Source organism: Tamaricihabitans halophyticus (assembly GCF_004340875.1).
GTDB lineage: Bacteria > Actinomycetota > Actinomycetes > Mycobacteriales > Pseudonocardiaceae > Tamaricihabitans > Tamaricihabitans halophyticus.
The window spans coordinates 238,911-254,733 of the sequence record NZ_SLXQ01000009.1 but is presented as its reverse complement, the minus strand read 5'-3'; the positions used below and the strand labels follow the sequence as shown (position 1 = coordinate 254,733).

Annotated in this window: 15 protein-coding genes; 10 read left to right on the top strand and 5 right to left on the bottom strand. The window is 67.7% G+C overall.

The features are described 5' to 3' along the window. Positions 1-91: 91 nt before the first annotated feature. Complete coding sequence (locus EV191_RS20325; RefSeq protein WP_132878701.1) at positions 92-400, bottom strand: WhiB family transcriptional regulator; 309 nt, start codon at positions 398-400, stop codon at positions 92-94. Positions 401-619: 219 nt separating this feature from the next. Here EV191_RS20325 and EV191_RS20320 point away from each other — a divergent pair, with 219 nt between their 5' ends. The 5 genes from EV191_RS20320 to EV191_RS20300 all read left to right on the top strand — a co-directional run bounded on the left by EV191_RS20320 (position 620) and on the right by EV191_RS20300 (position 5,207). Then, the gene (locus EV191_RS20320; protein ID WP_243659087.1) at positions 620-1,603 is read left to right on the top strand and encodes a MerR family transcriptional regulator; all 984 of its coding nucleotides are present in this window, start codon (positions 620-622) and stop codon (positions 1,601-1,603) included. 141 nt (positions 1,604-1,744) lie between these two features. Continuing rightward, positions 1,745-2,620 (top strand): hypothetical protein, encoded by an 876-nt coding sequence (locus EV191_RS20315; RefSeq protein ID WP_132878699.1) that lies wholly within the window; start codon positions 1,745-1,747, stop codon positions 2,618-2,620. A gap of 146 nt (positions 2,621-2,766) precedes the next feature. Then, complete coding sequence (locus EV191_RS20310) at positions 2,767-3,363, top strand: response regulator transcription factor (protein ID WP_132878698.1); 597 nt, start codon at positions 2,767-2,769, stop codon at positions 3,361-3,363. Between the two features lie 176 nt (positions 3,364-3,539). Next, positions 3,540-4,112: a sigma-70 family RNA polymerase sigma factor gene (locus EV191_RS20305; RefSeq protein ID WP_132878697.1), complete on the top strand. Its 573-nt coding sequence runs from the start codon at positions 3,540-3,542 to the stop codon at positions 4,110-4,112. Next, positions 4,113-5,207, top strand: a complete 1,095-nt coding sequence (locus EV191_RS20300) for an anti-sigma-D factor RsdA (RefSeq protein ID WP_243659079.1) — start codon at positions 4,113-4,115, stop codon at positions 5,205-5,207. A gap of 75 nt (positions 5,208-5,282) precedes the next feature. Here the strand turns inward: EV191_RS20300 and EV191_RS20295 are convergent, their stop codons facing one another. Beyond that, the gene (locus EV191_RS20295) at positions 5,283-5,678 is read right to left on the bottom strand and encodes a DUF5319 domain-containing protein (RefSeq protein ID WP_165913022.1); all 396 of its coding nucleotides are present in this window, start codon (positions 5,676-5,678) and stop codon (positions 5,283-5,285) included. A gap of 129 nt (positions 5,679-5,807) precedes the next feature. Between EV191_RS20295 and guaB the strand changes: the two genes are divergently transcribed. The 3 genes from guaB to EV191_RS20280 all read left to right on the top strand — a co-directional run bounded on the left by guaB (position 5,808) and on the right by EV191_RS20280 (position 10,611). Beyond that, positions 5,808-7,319 carry an IMP dehydrogenase gene (gene guaB, locus EV191_RS20290; protein ID WP_132878695.1) on the top strand — a complete coding sequence of 504 codons (1,512 nt, stop codon included), beginning with the start codon at positions 5,808-5,810 and terminating at the stop codon, positions 7,317-7,319. 112 nt (positions 7,320-7,431) lie between these two features. Next, positions 7,432-8,565 carry a GuaB3 family IMP dehydrogenase-related protein gene (locus EV191_RS20285; protein ID WP_132878694.1) on the top strand — a complete coding sequence of 378 codons (1,134 nt, stop codon included), beginning with the start codon at positions 7,432-7,434 and terminating at the stop codon, positions 8,563-8,565. A 315-nt stretch (positions 8,566-8,880) separates the two neighbouring features. Next, the gene (locus EV191_RS20280) at positions 8,881-10,611 is read left to right on the top strand and encodes an FAD-dependent oxidoreductase (RefSeq protein WP_132878693.1); all 1,731 of its coding nucleotides are present in this window, start codon (positions 8,881-8,883) and stop codon (positions 10,609-10,611) included. Here the strand turns inward: EV191_RS20280 and EV191_RS20275 are convergent. Further along, entirely contained in the window at positions 10,608-12,053 is a 1,446-nt protein-coding gene (locus EV191_RS20275) for an aldehyde dehydrogenase family protein (protein ID WP_132878692.1), read from the bottom strand. The two genes, EV191_RS20280 and EV191_RS20275, sit on opposite strands and share 4 nt — an antisense overlap. Positions 12,054-12,160: 107 nt before the next feature. Here EV191_RS20275 and guaA point away from each other — a divergent pair, with 107 nt between their 5' ends. Together guaA and EV191_RS20265 are read left to right on the top strand one after the other, a co-directional pair. Then, positions 12,161-13,708 carry a glutamine-hydrolyzing GMP synthase gene (gene guaA, locus EV191_RS20270; RefSeq protein WP_132878691.1) on the top strand — a complete coding sequence of 516 codons (1,548 nt, stop codon included), beginning with the start codon at positions 12,161-12,163 and terminating at the stop codon, positions 13,706-13,708. After that, positions 13,705-14,235 (top strand): hypothetical protein, encoded by a 531-nt coding sequence (locus EV191_RS20265; RefSeq protein WP_132878690.1) that lies wholly within the window; start codon positions 13,705-13,707, stop codon positions 14,233-14,235. Before guaA ends, EV191_RS20265 begins: the two co-directional genes overlap by 4 nt. Before the next feature lie 15 nt (positions 14,236-14,250). On the opposite strand, the gene EV191_RS20260 is transcribed toward EV191_RS20265, so the two are convergent. Further along, positions 14,251-14,472, bottom strand: coding sequence for a hypothetical protein (locus tag EV191_RS20260; RefSeq protein WP_132878689.1), 222 nt, complete (start codon positions 14,470-14,472; stop codon positions 14,251-14,253). Beyond that, the gene (locus EV191_RS20255) at positions 14,465-15,706 is read right to left on the bottom strand and encodes a PspC domain-containing protein (protein ID WP_132878688.1); all 1,242 of its coding nucleotides are present in this window, start codon (positions 15,704-15,706) and stop codon (positions 14,465-14,467) included. The genes EV191_RS20260 and EV191_RS20255 overlap by 8 nt, the downstream gene beginning before the upstream one ends. Between the last annotated feature and the right edge of the window lie 117 nt (positions 15,707-15,823).

Sequence of the window (15,823 nt, the reverse complement as noted above, 5' to 3'; positions counted from 1 at the left end):
TCGAGGTTGTTCGTCACACAATGATCTTGGAAGCCCTCCACCTACTTCCCCAGCGCGACACGCTTCACGTGATCTTCACGGAATCATTCATCTAGTTGGCGGTGGCGAGCTCGCGGAGTTTGCGTTCGTTCGCCCGGATGATTCGTTCCCGCTCGGACTCGGACATCCCGCCCCAGATCCCGTACGGCTCATGCGCCGCGAGGGCATGCCGTCGGCACAGCTGGAGCACCGGGCACGACTGACAAATCGATTTCGCCCGTGCCTCGCGCCGTGCGCGTGCCGGCCCCCGCTCCCCGTCAGGGTGAAAGAAGAACCCGCTGTCCATCCCCCGGCACGAGCCCTGAAGCTGCCAATCCCAGATGTCGGCGTTCGGCCCAGGAAGCCTGCGCGTGTCTGCCATCGTGAGCGCCTCCTCAGCAATTGAGGACTCGTAGTTCGCTACTCCATTTGGTGTAGCGTCGGTCACGTTAGAAGCGCGCCAAGGGTTGTTCAAGAGGCGATGTCCGGTACGGCCACATTTCCACCATTAGGCATCACCCTTCGGTGTGAGACCGGGCCTTTCCGGGTTCCGCGCACTGGGACTCCGCTCCAGTTGCCGAGACCGTCCGGCGGGGTGACGATGTGGCGCGTGGCGCGTGGCAGCGAGCGCGGAATCCCCGGGACCGCGAGCGAGAACGGCGAGCCGCCGACCTTGCCGGTGGCCGCGGTTGCTCGCCGGCTCGGGGTCGCGCCGGCCACGTTGCGCACCTGGGACCGCCGGTACGGCCTGGGTCCTCGGGAGCACGCCAGCGGGCGCCACCGGCGGTATGGGCCGGCGGATATCGCTCGCCTCGAGGTGATGCGCAAGGCGCTGCTGCGCGGCGCCTCCTCGGCCGATGCCGCCAGGTACGCGCTGGCCAGCGAGTTGCCAGCGGCTGAGCCCGTGGCGAGCGGGCTGGGAACCAGTGACTTGGGACCGGGTGAGCTTGATGCCGGTTCGCCGCGCGGTGCCAGCGCGCGGCCTGGTTTCGCCAGGGCGGTGAAGGGGTTGTGCCGCGCCACCCGCGCGCTGGACTCGCTTGCGCTGCGTGAACAGTTGGATCTGGCGATTGCCGAGCACGGCGTGCTGGACGCCTGGGAGCGGGTCATCGAGCCGGTGTTCGACGCGTTTGGCGACGATACGGACGCCTCAGCGGGTGCCTACCTGCTTGCTGAATGCGTACTCGCGGCGCTGCTGCGGCCCATGCCGGCGGTCTCGGCTTCGCCTACCGCGCCGCCCGTGTTGCTGTGCAGCGTGGCGGCCGAGCAGGGCGGCCTGCCGATGTATCTCGCCGACGCCGCGCTGCGCGGCGTCGGCCTGAGCACGCGGTTGCTCGGCGCGGTACGCCCGATCAGCGCGCTACTCGCCGCCGCGGAGCGGCTGGCGCCGCCGGTGATCGCCGTATGGGCGCGGCATTCCCGCTCGGCCGAACCCGAGTACTTCCAGCGCCTCGGTCGGCTGTGCGCGGCGCCTCGGCTGGTCGCGTATGGCCCTGGGTGGCAGCTGGTGCCGTTGCCCGCCGCGGTGCATCGTGCGGCCTCTCCGCGCGAGGTGCTTGACCGGGTGCACGCCCGTATACCCTGACGTGCGCTGGCCTTTTGCCCCGTCACTAGGCCCCGTACACCCTTTGCTTGCGCACGCTAAATAATTGAGTTCAGCGGGCTAACTGTTGATTTTTGGGCGTGCAAGTATCGGGGCGAGTGGCGCGCGAGATGGGAATCGGTGATGGCTGAACTGGCGGTCGAACTGCGCGCCGCCGCGTTCGGCAGCGGTACGTCGCCGCCCGTGTGGGTGCTGAGTACGGCCACAACGACGGCGCGGGAGCGTTGGCTTGCCGCGGTGGTGCTTGGTGGTCAGGGCCGCTACGCGGCGGCGGCGGTCATACTGGGTGATTTACGTCATTCGGCCGACCCGGTGATTGCCTCGCTGTCCGCGAGCACGCTCGCCGCCCACCGCCGACAGTTGGGCGGGCACGCCGCCGCGCGTCAGCTGGACGCGGAAGCGCTGGCTAGATGCGCCGGAGGGCGGCAAGCGGAGTGGGCCGTCCAGTTGGACCCGGACGGGGTGGACTGGGCGGGCGCCCGAGCGGACGCGCTGCTCGGCCTCGCCGCGGACGCGCTCGGGCTTGGCCGGTGCGCCGAGGCTCGCCGATTGCTCGAGCGCAGGGCCGGCCTTGGGGACAGCCCCAGCTGGCGCACCGAGGTGCGGGACTGCTGGGTACACGCCGAGGTCGAACTGGCGACCGGTCGCCCGGATCGCGCGCTGCCGCATGCCGAACGGGCCCGTGCGCGCAGCTCAGCGCGCTGCGCTGCGCGTCACACGGTCAAGTCCGAGCTGGTGCTCGCGGCCTGTCTGGTTGGGCTCGGGGAATACCGGCGTGCCGCCGAGGTCGCCGACCGGGCCGTCGAACGGACCACCGAGCTCGGCCTGCACAGCCTGCGCTGGCCGGCGGGATTGTTGGCCGCGCAAGCCGTCGGACGTGAACCTGGCCCGTGGGTTAACGGCGTGCTACGCAGAGTTGTACGGTGGGCAGATCCGGTCGGTAGGGCTCTCGCGACCGAATCCTCCTGGATGCCAGCTGACCTGCGGGCGGACCCGTAGCAGCGCGCCAGTGCTGGCGCTGTGCGTCCATGGCCGACATCTGGGCGAACTTTTTCCCAAATTCACCACCGGATCGTGTCAAGGTCCGGCCGAAAGCGTCCGATAGGGGAATAGGAAGGTCACCCGGCTGCAGGAAAGGAGTCCCCGTGACGACGGTCTTGATCTGTGACGACCGGCGCAGTGTGCGGGAAGGACTAACACGCGTTATGTCCGCTGTCCCAGGGGTTAGCCGCATCGACTGCGTAGCGCACGGTGACGAGTTGCTCGCTCGTTTCTCCCGGCAGCCGGTCGATGTGGTGCTCGTTGGTACCCAGCGCGCCGTACCGACCGGAGTGGAGGCCACGCGACGGCTCGTCTCCGCGAATCCGCAGGCGAACGTCATCGTCTTCGGTGCGCCAGACGACGCGGCGAGTATCGCCGCCGCGATCGCCGGCGGTGCCCGCGGCTATCTGCGCTGGGATGCCTCCCGGCCAGAGCTGGTCGCCGCCCTCGCGCACACCCTCGCGAGCACCTCGGTGCCCGCGCCACGCCAGCCCTCCGACCCGGGCGTGCAGCTCACCGAACGGGAGCTGCAGGTGCTGCGGGGCATGAGCCAGGGCAAGAGCAACGGGCAAATCGGTCGCGAGCTGTACCTGTCCGAGGACACGGTGAAGACGCACGCGCGCCGACTGTTCCGCAAGCTCGGTGTCAAAGACCGTGCTCAGGCGGTCGCGCACGGCTTCCGGCGCGGCCTCGTGGCGTAACTCACTACGCCACGGAGCTGTACGGACAAGACACTCGGCCAAATCACCACTGACCTCGCCACGCGGCGTTGGTGTGGACCGGTACGGTAGGGGAGTCGCTGGTTAGTGGTACGCCACGGCCAGCGCGCCTGCATATCGGTACACCTACACGGTTAACACCAGGACTGTTGTCTGCGATGACCACTTCGGGGGACGGCCTTGACGCGTCCGTTAGCGCGGCCGTCGACGGCGACCCCCAGGCAATCGAACGAGTGCTGGCGTCGATCCGCCCGCTGGTAGTTCGGTATTGCCGCGCACGGGTTGGGCGGCAGGAACGATCGTTCGCGTCCGCGGACGACGTGGCGCAGGAGGTGTGTCTCGCGGTGCTGACTGCGCTGCCCAGCTATCGGGACCAGGGAAGACCCTTCCTGGCTTTCGTGTACGGCATCGCCTCGCACAAGGTTGCTGACGCCCATCGGGCGTCGGGACGTAACCGATCGGAGCCCGTCGCCGATATTCCGGACGAAGTGGAAATCGCTGCGGGACCCGAGCAGCGCGCCATGCAGGGCGAACTAAGCGATCGCATGGCCAAGCTGCTTCGGGTGCTTCCGGAGAAACAACGGGAAATCGTGGTTTTGCGAGTGGTAGTTGGGTTGTCCGCCGAGGAGGCGGCCGATGCGGTCGGTTCGACTCCGGGCGCCGTGCGTGTCGCGCAACATCGCGCGCTCGCCAGGCTGCGGAAAGTCCTGGAAGCCGAGGAGGTGGTCTGAGTGACTGACGAAAGACGCGAGTCAGACTCCGACGGCCCCGCGGAGCGGATGGATGCGGGTGTGCCTGGACCGGCCGACGAGGTGAACCAGTCCGCTTCGGCCGAGGAAAGTGCCGCGGATGCTGGACCTGAAGCGAACGTCGTCAACCTGCCTGGTGCCGCTGTGGGGGACGGCACAGCCGAGGAGTATTCGGTTGAGGAGAACTCGGCCGAAGAGGGCTCGGCCGAGGAAGGCGACGACGAGTCCGATCAGCTGGTGGATCTGTCCACCGTCCAAGCCGATGACGCCTTGCTTGGTGCTCTTGGTGGCACCGATCCGGACGTGATGAACGGTCTGGACGAGGAAGAGCTCAACGCCGTACTGCTGGCCTGGCGCCGGGATATCGACAGCGAGCCGATCCCGGACCTGGTTGATCACGACCAGGCGGTGACAACGGTGCGTACCGCGCAACTTGCGCGGCAGCGTGGCAAGCGTGCTCGGCGGCGCCCTTTCGTGCCGGTGGCCGCGGCTGCAGCAGTGTTAGCCATCGCCTTCGGCGGTATGGGACTCGCTGCCAAGGACGCGGAGCCTGGTGACGCGCTCTGGGGGCTGACGCGGGTTCTCTACACCGACCACGCGAACTCCGTCGAGGCGGCAGCCACGGTACGGACCGACCTTGAACGCGCATCCACCGCGCTGGACAGCGGGCATATCGCCACCGCGCGGGCGGCACTGGCCAAGGCCGAAGAGAACATGAAGAAGGTCTCCGAGGAACAGCTGCGCGAGCTGGAGTCCAAGCACACTGAGCTGTTGCAGAAGGTGAACAACGGGGATCAGCAGGGCAGCGGCGACCACCAGGGCAAGCCCGGCGATAAGCCAGAGCGGCCGGGTGAGGACGAGAGCACCGTGGTCTCCGATCCCGCCACTGATCCGGAAGAGACCAGTCAGACGGATCCGACCTCGCCGTCCACTCCACCGGTAGACGACGAGCTGCCGCCAGATGACGAGGAGACCTCGTCCACTCCGACGCCGAGTACGAGCCCCGAGTCGGACACGACGGATGGCGGCACCCGGAACGGCACCTCGGGTAGTGGCAGTTCGAACTCGACCAGCTAACGACACCGGTACCGGACGCCAGGTCAGCTGAGCGTCCGGTACCGAGTGGTCGAGGGCTTGTTTATCTGATCAGTGCTAGCCCGCGCGGCGGGCGTTTTCGGTGGCGGTCACCCCGTCCGCGAAGCCGCGGCAGTAATCCCAGCTCACATAGTTGGCTGGGTCCGGGTCGAAGGCCGGCTCATGCGGCCGCATGTAGCCGTTGTCGAGCAGTTGCTCAAGGCTGGCCCTGAGCAGACTCCAGTCATGGAAGTGCGGTTCGGCACACTCACCGCAGTCCACCACGATCCCGCGCATGCCGCGCGGTTCGAGAAGCGTCTGGTAGACGGCAAGATCGGCGAGATCAGCCAGTAGTTCGGCGCGTTCGGCCGAGGTGATCTCGTCTCCTGGCTCGTCGATTGGCTCCTGGAGCGCCCTGGCGGGGTCGTCCGGGTCATTCGCGAACGGGTCTGGGGGCAACGCATCGTGCGGCACGAGCAAGCACGGTACCGGGCGAGGGTGGGGGTACGTCCAGATACCATCGATACGTGTCGTTCGCGGTGGCTTCCCGCTTCGCAACCTGCTTGCCGCGCCCACCCTCGCGAGGAAGGTCCAGCACCCACAATGACCAGCGAGCTTGTTGCTCAAGACCTGCCGGCCAAATTCGCGACGCTCGGGTTGACCTTTGACGACGTGATGCTGCTGCCCGCCGAGTCGGATGTGATGCCGAGCTCGGTCGACACCAGCACTCGGTTGTCCCGCAACATCACCCTGCGCGTTCCGTTGGTTTCAGCGGCCATGGACACCGTTACCGAGGCCAGGATGGGTATCGCGATGGCCAGGCAAGGCGGCATCGGGGTGCTCCAGCGAAACTTGCCGATTGACGAGCAGGCCGCCGCGGTTGAGGTGGTGAAGCGCTCGGAGGCCGGCATGGTGACCGATCCGGTGACCTGCGCACCCGAGGACACGCTGGCTGAGGTGGACGCGCTGTGTGCCCGATTCCGCATCTCCGGGGTGCCGGTCACCGATGCGGACGGCACCTTGGTGGGCATCATCACAAACCGGGATATGCGGTTCGAGGTCGACCACGCGCGCCCCGTCAGCGAGGTGATGACCAAGACTCCGCTGGTCACCGCCCAGGTTGGGGTCACGGCGGAGGTCGCGCTCGGGCTGCTGCGCCGGCACAAGGTGGAGAAGCTGCCGATCGTGGACGGCGCGGGCAAACTACGTGGGCTGATCACCGTCAAGGACTTCGTCAAGACCGAGCAGTACCCGAACGCGAGCAAGGACCCGGACGGTCGACTGCTGGTGGGTGCCGCGGTCGGCGTGGGTGCCGACGGACTCCAGCGCGCGATGGCCCTGGCCGACGCCGGTGTCGACGTGCTGATGGTGGACACCGCGCACGGACATTCCCGGGCGGTGATGGACACCGTGGCCGCGTTGAAGAAGGACCTCGGCGACACCGTGGACGTGGTCGGCGGAAACGTGGCGACTCGGAAGGGCGCCCAGGCGCTCGTTGACGCCGGTGTGGACGGCGTCAAAGTCGGGGTGGGTCCCGGTTCGATCTGCACCACCAGGGTGGTTGCCGGCGTCGGTGTGCCGCAGATCTCCGCGATCTTCGAGGCGGACCAGGCTTGCCGGCCGGCAGGGGTTCCGGTCATCGGGGACGGCGGTATCCAGTATTCGGGCGACATCGTGAAGGCGATCGCCTCTGGCGCCTCGAGCGTGATGCTTGGCTCACTGCTGGCCGGGACCGCCGAGGCGCCCGGTGAGCTGGTGCTGGTCAACGGCAAGCAGTTCAAGGTCTATCGCGGCATGGGTTCGGTGGGTGCGATGCGTGGTCAGGGTGACCGCAAGTCGTACTCGAAGGACCGCTACGCGCAGGATGACGTGCTTTCCGAGGACAAGCTGATCCCGGAAGGCATCGAGGGGCGGATCCCGTTCCGCGGTCCACTGGCGAGCGTGGTGCACCAGCTGGTCGGCGGACTCCGGATGGGAATGGGTTACGCGGGCGCGAGCACCATGCCGGAGCTGCAGGAAGCCTCGCTGGTGCGGATCACCGCGGCGGGTTTGAAAGAAAGCCACCCGCACGACGTGACCATTACCACCGAAGCTCCGAATTACGCGACCCGCTGACGGAGTACGGATGCCGCGTGAGCGGTTAGCCGGCGAGCCCGCGCTGTTAGGCTCACGTGGCTTTATTGCGGAGTGACCGCGGAGTCATCGCGGCGTCGGAGGAGGGACTTACGTGCGGGACGAAGTCGAGATCGGGATGGGCCGCACCGCGCGGCGCGCCTACGAGCTGGACGACATCGAGATCGTTCCGTCCCGGCGGACACGGACTTCGCAGGACGTGTCGATGGCTTGGCAGATCGATGCCTACCGGTTCGATATCCCGCTTGTCACACATCCGACGGACGCGGTCGTCTCCCCGGGTACGGCGGTACAGATCGGCGAGCTCGGCGGGATGGGCGTGCTGAACGCCGAAGGCCTCTGGGCCCGGCATCCAAACGTGGACGACGCGCTGTTTCGGATCGTGCGGGCCGCCGAGGACACCGACGACCCCACCGCGCTGATCCGGGTGTTGCAGGAGTTGCACGCCGCGCCGATCCGGATGGATCTGATTGGCGAGGCGATCAAGCAGATCCGCGATTCGGGGATCACCGTGGCCGTGCGGGTGAGCCCACAGCACGCGGTGGAACTGACGCCGGATCTGCTCGCGGCGGGTGTGGAGATCCTGGTGGTGCAGGGCACCATCGTCTCCGCGGAGCACGTGGCGCGGGACGGCGAGCCGCTGAATCTCAAGCGGTTCATTTCCGATCTCGAGGTGCCGGTGATCGCCGGTGGCGTTGGGGATTACCGCACCGCGATGCATTTGATGCGGACCGGGGCCGCTGGCGTGATTGTCGGGTACGGCCACAGCGCGGGTGTCACCAGCACCGATCGTGTGCTCGGCATCGGGGTGCCGATGGCCACCGCGATCGTGGACGCGGCGGCGGCGCGGCGCGATTATCTCGATGAGACCGGCGGGCGCTATGCGCACGTGATCGCCGATGGCGGGGTTCAGGTGTCCGGCGATATCGCGAAGGCGATTGCCTGTGGCGCGGATGCGGTCATGCTCGGTGCGCCGCTTTCGGCGGCCAGCGAGGCGCCAGGGCAGGGGTTGTACTGGACGTCGGCGGCCGCGCATCCTTCGTTGCCGCGCAGCAGGGTAGCGGCGGGGCCGGATTGCGCCGTTGATCTGCGCACGTTGCTGTTCGGGCCGTCAATGGATGCCGATGGCGTGGTCAACCTGTTCGGCGCGCTGCGCAGGGCGATGGCCAAGACCGGGTACTCCAGTCTCAAGGAGTTCCAGAAGGTCGGCCTCACCATCCGCGGCTAGGCCGCCCACTACTAGCGCCAACGACCTCCCCACATCGCGTTTAGCAGGCTAACCGCGCAATACTTAGCCTCGGCAAATAATTGTGTTTAGCAGGCTGACCGTTGAAACTTGGTATCTGCAACTAATGCGTTCAGCGGGCTAACCGTTGATATCTGTGCACATATGTGCATACTGCGGTGTTTGTGGATGCTCAATAATTGAGTTTCGCGGGCTAACTGTTGATTTTGGGTGGGGCCGAAGGGGGCCGTTCGACGCTTGCTGGGTGGTTATTACTTGCCGGTAGCGGGGTGGCGGATGGCGAGCTAGTGTTACTCCATGCGTTCCCAACTCACCAGTAACATCGACGTGGCTGGTGCCGGTACCGACTACGACGTGATAGTCGTCGGTTCGGGGTTCGGTGGCAGTGTGACGGCGCTGCGGCTGACCGAGAAGGGCTACCGCGTGGCCGTGCTCGAGGCTGGCCAGCGATTCGCGGACGAGGACTTCGCGAAGACCTCATGGGACCTGCGTCGCTACCTGTGGGCACCGGCACTCGGCTGTTACGGCGTGCAGCGTATCCATCTACTCCGCGACGTGATGATCCTCGCCGGCGCGGGCGTCGGCGGCGGCTCGCTGAACTACGCGAATACGCTCTACCGCCCGCTGGACGCCTTCTACACCGACCCGCAGTGGGCGCATATCACCGATTGGCGGGCCGAGCTCGCCGCGCATTTCGACCAGGCCAGCCGGATGCTCGGGGTCGTCACCAATCCACTGGACACCCCGCATGACGAGGTGATGCGCAAGGTCGCCGCCGATATGGGCGTACCGGACAGCTACCACCCGACACCCGTCGGGGTGTACTTCGGCAAGCCGGGTGAGCAGGCCGCCGACCCTTACTTCGGCGGGGCCGGCCCCGCGCGCACCGGCTGTACCGAATGCGGCTCCTGTATGACCGGTTGCCGGGTCGGCGCGAAGAACACCCTGATGAAGAACTACCTGTACCTCGCCGAACAGCACGGCGCGAAGATCGTGCCGATGACCACCGTCACCGGCCTGCGGGAGCGGCCGGACGGCACGTTGCGCGTGGACATTCGACGCACCGGAGGGCGGGCACGACACACGCTCACCGCGCGGAAGGTGGTGCTCGCCGCCGGCACCTGGGGCACCCAGACGTTGCTGCACCGGATGCGCGACACCGGCATGTTGCCGAGGCTTTCCGCCGCGCTCGGCAGGCTGACTCGAACCAATTCGGAGTCGATCATCGGTGCCGCTCGAGCGCACGTAGATCCCGAGCGGGACTTCAGCCGCGGCGTGGCGATCACCTCGTCGATTCATCCGGACGAGCACACCCATATCGAACCCGTGCGGTTCGGCAAAGGCAGCAATGCCATGGGCCTGTTGCAGACGATCGCGACCGATGGTGGCTTGCCGATTCCTCGCTGGCGGCAGGCGATCCGGCATGTCCTGCAACATCCGGTGCGGACGTTGCGTCTACTCAGTGTGCGCAGGTGGAGCGAGCGCACCGTGATCCTGCTGGTGATGCAGAGTTTGGACAACTCGCTGACGACATACACCAGACGGGGCCTTTTCGGCCGGCGCCGCTACACCTCCCGGCAGGGCCACGGCGAGCCCAACCCGAGCTACATCCCGGCCGGCCAGGTCGCCAATGAGCTGGCCGCGCAACATATCGACGGCATTGCCGGCGGCACCTGGTCAGAACTCGCCAACATCCCGCTGACCGCGCACTACATCGGTGGCTGCCCGATCGCGCTGGATCCCGAGGACGGGGTGATCGATCCGTACCACCGGGTGCACGGTTATCCGAATCTGTCGATTGTGGATGGCTCGGCGATTTCCGCGAATCTCGGGGTGAACCCCTCGCTGGCGATCACCGCGCAGGCCGAGCGGGCCATGTCGCTCTGGCCGAACAACGGCGCCACCGATCCACGGCCCGAACAGGCGGCCGGTTACCTGCGGCTCGCGCCAGTGCCGCCGCGCTGGCCGGCCGTACCGGAATCGGCGCCCACGGCGCTGCGGCCGCACAACCCTGCCACCAGCGACTAGCCCGCCGGGTCTACTGGGGCCAGTGGGGTGCGAAACACCAGCCTGCGCTCCTCGGTGAACTCGGCGATCGCGGTGAGGAGGCCGGGCTGACCCACGCCCCGCCCGGCGGCACCGCTGGAGGCCACATCGCCGATCAGCACGGTGCCGACCGCGAGCTCGGCTGGAGCCCGCAGCGCAATAGCGGTGTCCCTGGTGAACAGGCCGACATGCCGGTCGCGCGTTGGTTCGCCGCCGGTCGCCGCGGCGGTGTTGATGGCGGCGAACGCCTCGTCGACCGAGTCCACAACGCGAACGCAGAGCACCGGTCCCGCCAGCGCCCCGTGCCACAGCTGGGCGGAGCTCGGTACGTCGGTCAGTACGGTGGGCGCCACCTGCGCGCCGTCCCGCCCGCCACCAGCGAGCAGCGCGGCGCCGGCGTGCACCGCGTTCTCGATCTCCAGCGTGACGCGTTCGGCGGTCGCCTCGTCGATCAGCGGACCGATCTCCACGTCCGGATCGAATGGATCACCCCGGTTGAGCTGGTGCACCGCGTTCACCAACTCAGTGCGAAACGACTCGGCGATGGAGCGTTCCACGAAAACCTGGCGAACGGTACTGGCCGCCTGGCCGAGGCCGAACAGCGCGATTCGCTGGGCAGCCAACCGGAGCCACGGCCAGTCGCCGCATACCGCCGCGGTGACCAGATGACCGTTCGCCCGCAGGGTGTGTTTGCGGCCGCTGCCTTCGGCGAACGGCCACGGACCTCGCTCGTCGTCCGCGCTGTAGACCACGGGCAACCGCGCATCAGCCACCAGCTGCGCGGTTTCCTCGTCGGTCACCGGCAGCACCGAGAACCCGCCGGCTGGAATATCCGCCTCGGCCAGCATCTCGCCGAGGAGCAGTGTGCTCAGCGGGGCATGTGGCGCAGGGCACAGCACGATCGGCGCGCCAACCGCCAGCGCGGCGGCGGTAGCCAGTGCCGCCGCGCCAAACGGGAAGGTCACGCCGGTGACCGCCAGTACCGGTCCACGGGGCATCCGGTGCCGCAGGATCAGCTGGGTGTCGGCCTCGGGTTGCTCCTCGCTCGGGCGCGCCCGAGCTGGCGCGCGCCGTGCTTCGGCCGCGGCGCGGTGCGCCGCCGCCGCGGACTCATCGACCTCGGCTCGTGCCCAGCGCAACGGCTTTCCGCATTCGGTGGTGATGGTCTCGGCGATTTCCTCGGCTCGCTCGGTGATCAGACCGGCGAGCTTGTCGAGCCGCGCCGCCCGTTGATCGTCGGTGCACTCGGATAGCCGCGAATCCGCCGCTGCCGCCAGCGCCCGCTCGATCTGCGCCTGTCCCGGTGCCGCGATCGTGGCCACGTCGGTTCCGTCCTGCGGGTGGTAGACGGTCCGTTCGGACTCGCCCTGTTCCGGCTCGCCGGCGATCCAGCACGGGCGAGGAGTGGGGATGATCGCGTCCATGTCACCACCGTATTGGCCTGTGGAGTTGATCACCGAGGTTGGCACACCGACACGGCCGAGTGCACCCCTGCTCGGGTGATCAGCTTCGTGGGCGGGAAAATGGCGGGGTGACCAAACCAGTGCTCGTCGTTGACTTCGGTGCCCAGTACGCGCAGCTGATCGCGCGTCGGGTCCGCGAAGCGCAGGTGTACTCCGAAGTCGTGCCCCATACGGCCAGTGTGGACGAGATCCTCGCTCGTGACCCGGCCGCGATCATCCTTTCCGGTGGACCGTCCAGCGCCTACGCGGAAGGTGCGCCGGGGATGGACCCCGCGCTGGCGAACGCCGGGGTCCCGGTGTTCGGTATCTGCTACGGGTTCCATCTGCTTGTTCAGGCTCTCGGCGGCACCGTCGAAGCCACCGGGGTGCGCGAGTACGGTCGAACCGACATGCGAGTGCTCGGCGACGGCGGCCGGCTGCATGATGGGCTGCCAACCGCGCACCAGGTGTGGATGTCGCATGGGGACAGTGCGACCAAGGCGCCAGAGGGTGCGACCGTCACGGCGAGCACGGACGGCGCACCGGTCGCCGCGTTCGAGAACGTGGCACAGCGCACCGCGGGTGTGCAGTACCACCCGGAAGTCGCCCATTCTCCGCACGGGCAAGAGGTGCTCCGTCGCTTTCTGCACGAGATCGCCGGGATTCGTCCACAGTGGACAACATCATCTATTGTGGACGAACAGATCGCCAAGATCAGGGATCAGGTGGGTACCGGCCGCGCGATCTGCGCACTGTCCGGCGGGGTCGACTCGGCGGTTGCCGCGACGCTGGTGCAACGCGCCATCGGTGACCGGCTCACCTGTGTCTTCGTGGATCACGGGTTGTTGCGGTCCGGGGAGCGCGCGCAGGTCGAGCGCGACTTCGTGGCGGCGACCGGGGTGAACCTGGTGACCGTGGACGCGCGGGAGCGGTTCCTTTCCGCGCTTGCCGGGGTCACCGACCCGGAGCAGAAGCGCAAGATCATCGGTCGTGAGTTCATCGAGGTGTTCGAACAGTCCGCGCGGGAACTGACCGCGCAGGGCGACTACGACTTCCTGGTGCAGGGCACGCTCTACCCGGACGTGGTGGAATCCGGCGGAGGCGCCGACGCGGCGAACATCAAGAGTCACCACAACGTCGGTGGGCTGCCCGAGGATCTGCGATTCCAGTTGGTTGAACCACTGCGGGCACTGTTCAAGGACGAGGTACGCAGGGTGGGGCTGGAACTGGGCCTACCGGAGACGATCGTGCACCGCCAGCCGTTCCCTGGGCCCGGCCTTGGCATCCGGGTGATCGGCGAGGTGACCCAGGACCGGCTGGACACCCTGCGTGCAGCGGATGCGATCGCTCGCGAGGAACTGACCGCGGCCGGACTGGATCGCGATATCTGGCAGTGCCCGGTGGTGCTGCTTGCCGATGTGCGCAGCGTCGGTGTGCAGGGCGACGGACGAACCTACGGGCATCCGGTCGTGTTGCGTCCGGTGTCCAGTGAGGACGCTATGACCGCGGACTGGACGCGGCTGCCCTATGACGTGCTCGAGCGGATATCCACGCGGATCACCAATGAGGTCGCCGAGGTCAACCGGGTGACCCTGGACGTCACAAGTAAACCGCCAGGCACGATCGAGTGGGAGTGACCGAACCCGGCACGGAATACGCTGTCGACGCCGAATGGCTTGCTGAGCGGGCACGGATGCCGGACCACTGCGCCCGGCACGGTGCGCCGTCGGTCCAGCGGGTCGCGTTTGATCTGCAATCCCGCCCGCCGAAAGAGCGTGCGTCCGTGGTGAACACCAACGCGCTAACGACCTATGCCCGGATGGCCGACTGGGGCAGCCGGGTGCGGATCACCAAGGTTCGGGACTGGCCACTGTGCGCTAGCTGCGTACGAACCCGGAGAAGTTGGCGGCTGCTCAGCCGAGTGCTCGGGTACGGCGGGCTCGGCCTCATCCTGCTGGCCATCGTGCTGCGGCTGGTTCTCGGAGAGGCCGTCCCTGAGCTGGCGATTCCGCTGGTCGTCGGGGTGCTGCTGGGGATCGCGGCACCGTTCGCCTTCGCCAGGGCCGGCCTTGCCAGGCTGGTCGGCGCACGGACCTCGGCGGACGGGGCCAAGGTGATTCTCCGTGACCCGCATCCGGCATTCCGCGACGTGCTCGTCCGGTAGTCCAGCGGGTGCTGCTTACCGGTCGGGCTTCGGGCGTAGCGAGCCGATCAGCAACAGAACACCGATCAGCACGGCTCCGCCAGCGACTAGCCAGCGTGCATCGAACCCGGGAAACCAGGCGGCTCCATCGCTGAGCACGTACCCGGACACGCCGAGCACGCCCAGCCCAGCGACCAGGGTCAGCGCGTCCAGCGGGCTCCTGCGTGCTCGCCGCGTGCCATTGGTTTGCTCAGCCACGTCGCACCACCAGGTCTCCCATGCCGACCTCCACGTCCAGGTCGATCGTCAGGTCGCTCGAACCGTTGTCGGTAACCGTGCGCTCCGCGCCAAGGCCCTGGTATCCCTCGCCGAGGCAGGACATCGAGCCGGCTCCGGAACTGCACGTCACATTCACCGTGGCGTCTTCGGGTACCACCACGTTCAGCGCGCCGGTTCCCACGCTCAGGTTGGAACGCACGTTGCCCGAGTCCGGAAGCCCGGAGAAGTCCACCAGCATACTGCCGATCGAGCGCTCGTAACTGTCCTGCACCTGGCCGAGCGTGGTTGGCCGCTCATTGAGGTCACCCATGCCGCCGCGGAAGGCGTCCAGGGGAATCGAGCTCAACACCAGGCCCGCCGCGCTCAGCGGGATGGCCAGCCAGATCAGCCCGCGGCCGGCACCGGCGAAGGCGCTCGCGACCATCCCGATGCCGAGCACGCCAAGCATGATCCCGATGATGTGCGCCGGGGTGAACCAGCCGACGCCCAGCTGGTGTAGAACCACGCCGCTGCCGCCGGCGAGCAGTGTCGCGCCGAGGGTGGCCACGCCGATCCGGGATTTCCGGCGCGGTGGTTCGGGATCTGGTTCGACCGGCACCGGAACCGGCGCGGGCATATCCCAGCCACGCGGGTCGGCGCCCAGTGGGTCCCATTCCTGCCCCGCGCTGTGCGCAGGGGATCCCCCGCCGCCCATTGTTGGGCCGCCCATCGCGGGGCCGGCTGTCGCCGAGGACATACTTGCCTCCTGATAGGTGGTGACTGCTGGGCGGCGTAGTTGCCCCCTGCTGCGGTGCAGCAGGAAAAGGGCGGCAGCCGCGAGCGCCAGTCCGACGAACCCGTTGAGGACAGCCCCGCTGGAAAACGCCCACCCCCCGACCGGGAAGAGGCCGAGCAACAGCAGCACCGTGAAGCCATGCCCGGTGCTGGACGTGCCCTTGCCGAACAGCGCCTCAACAGCGGAGGCCTCGTCACGCTCGTCTGGCAACAGCAGCCAGCCGAGTAGGTAGACCAAGGCTCCACTGCCGCCGAAGAACGCCCCGACCGCCAGCGCGACCCGGACGATGACCGGATCGATGCCATAGCGGCGCCCGATGCCCTCGGCGACACCCGCGATCTTGCGCCCCTGGTGCGGTCGGCGCGGCCGACTCACCCAGAAGTCCCGCACCGTGGCTTCGAAGCCGGGTGGGTTCGACGATTCCCGTGTCTTGCTCACGTCATCGAGCTTGACGTATCGGGGGACGTCGGCACATCAGGGAGGCCCCTGAACTTGACCCCAGGGCCGGGGTCGATCTCGGGGCTGTTCCCTGATGAAAGACTGCCCCGGTCATGT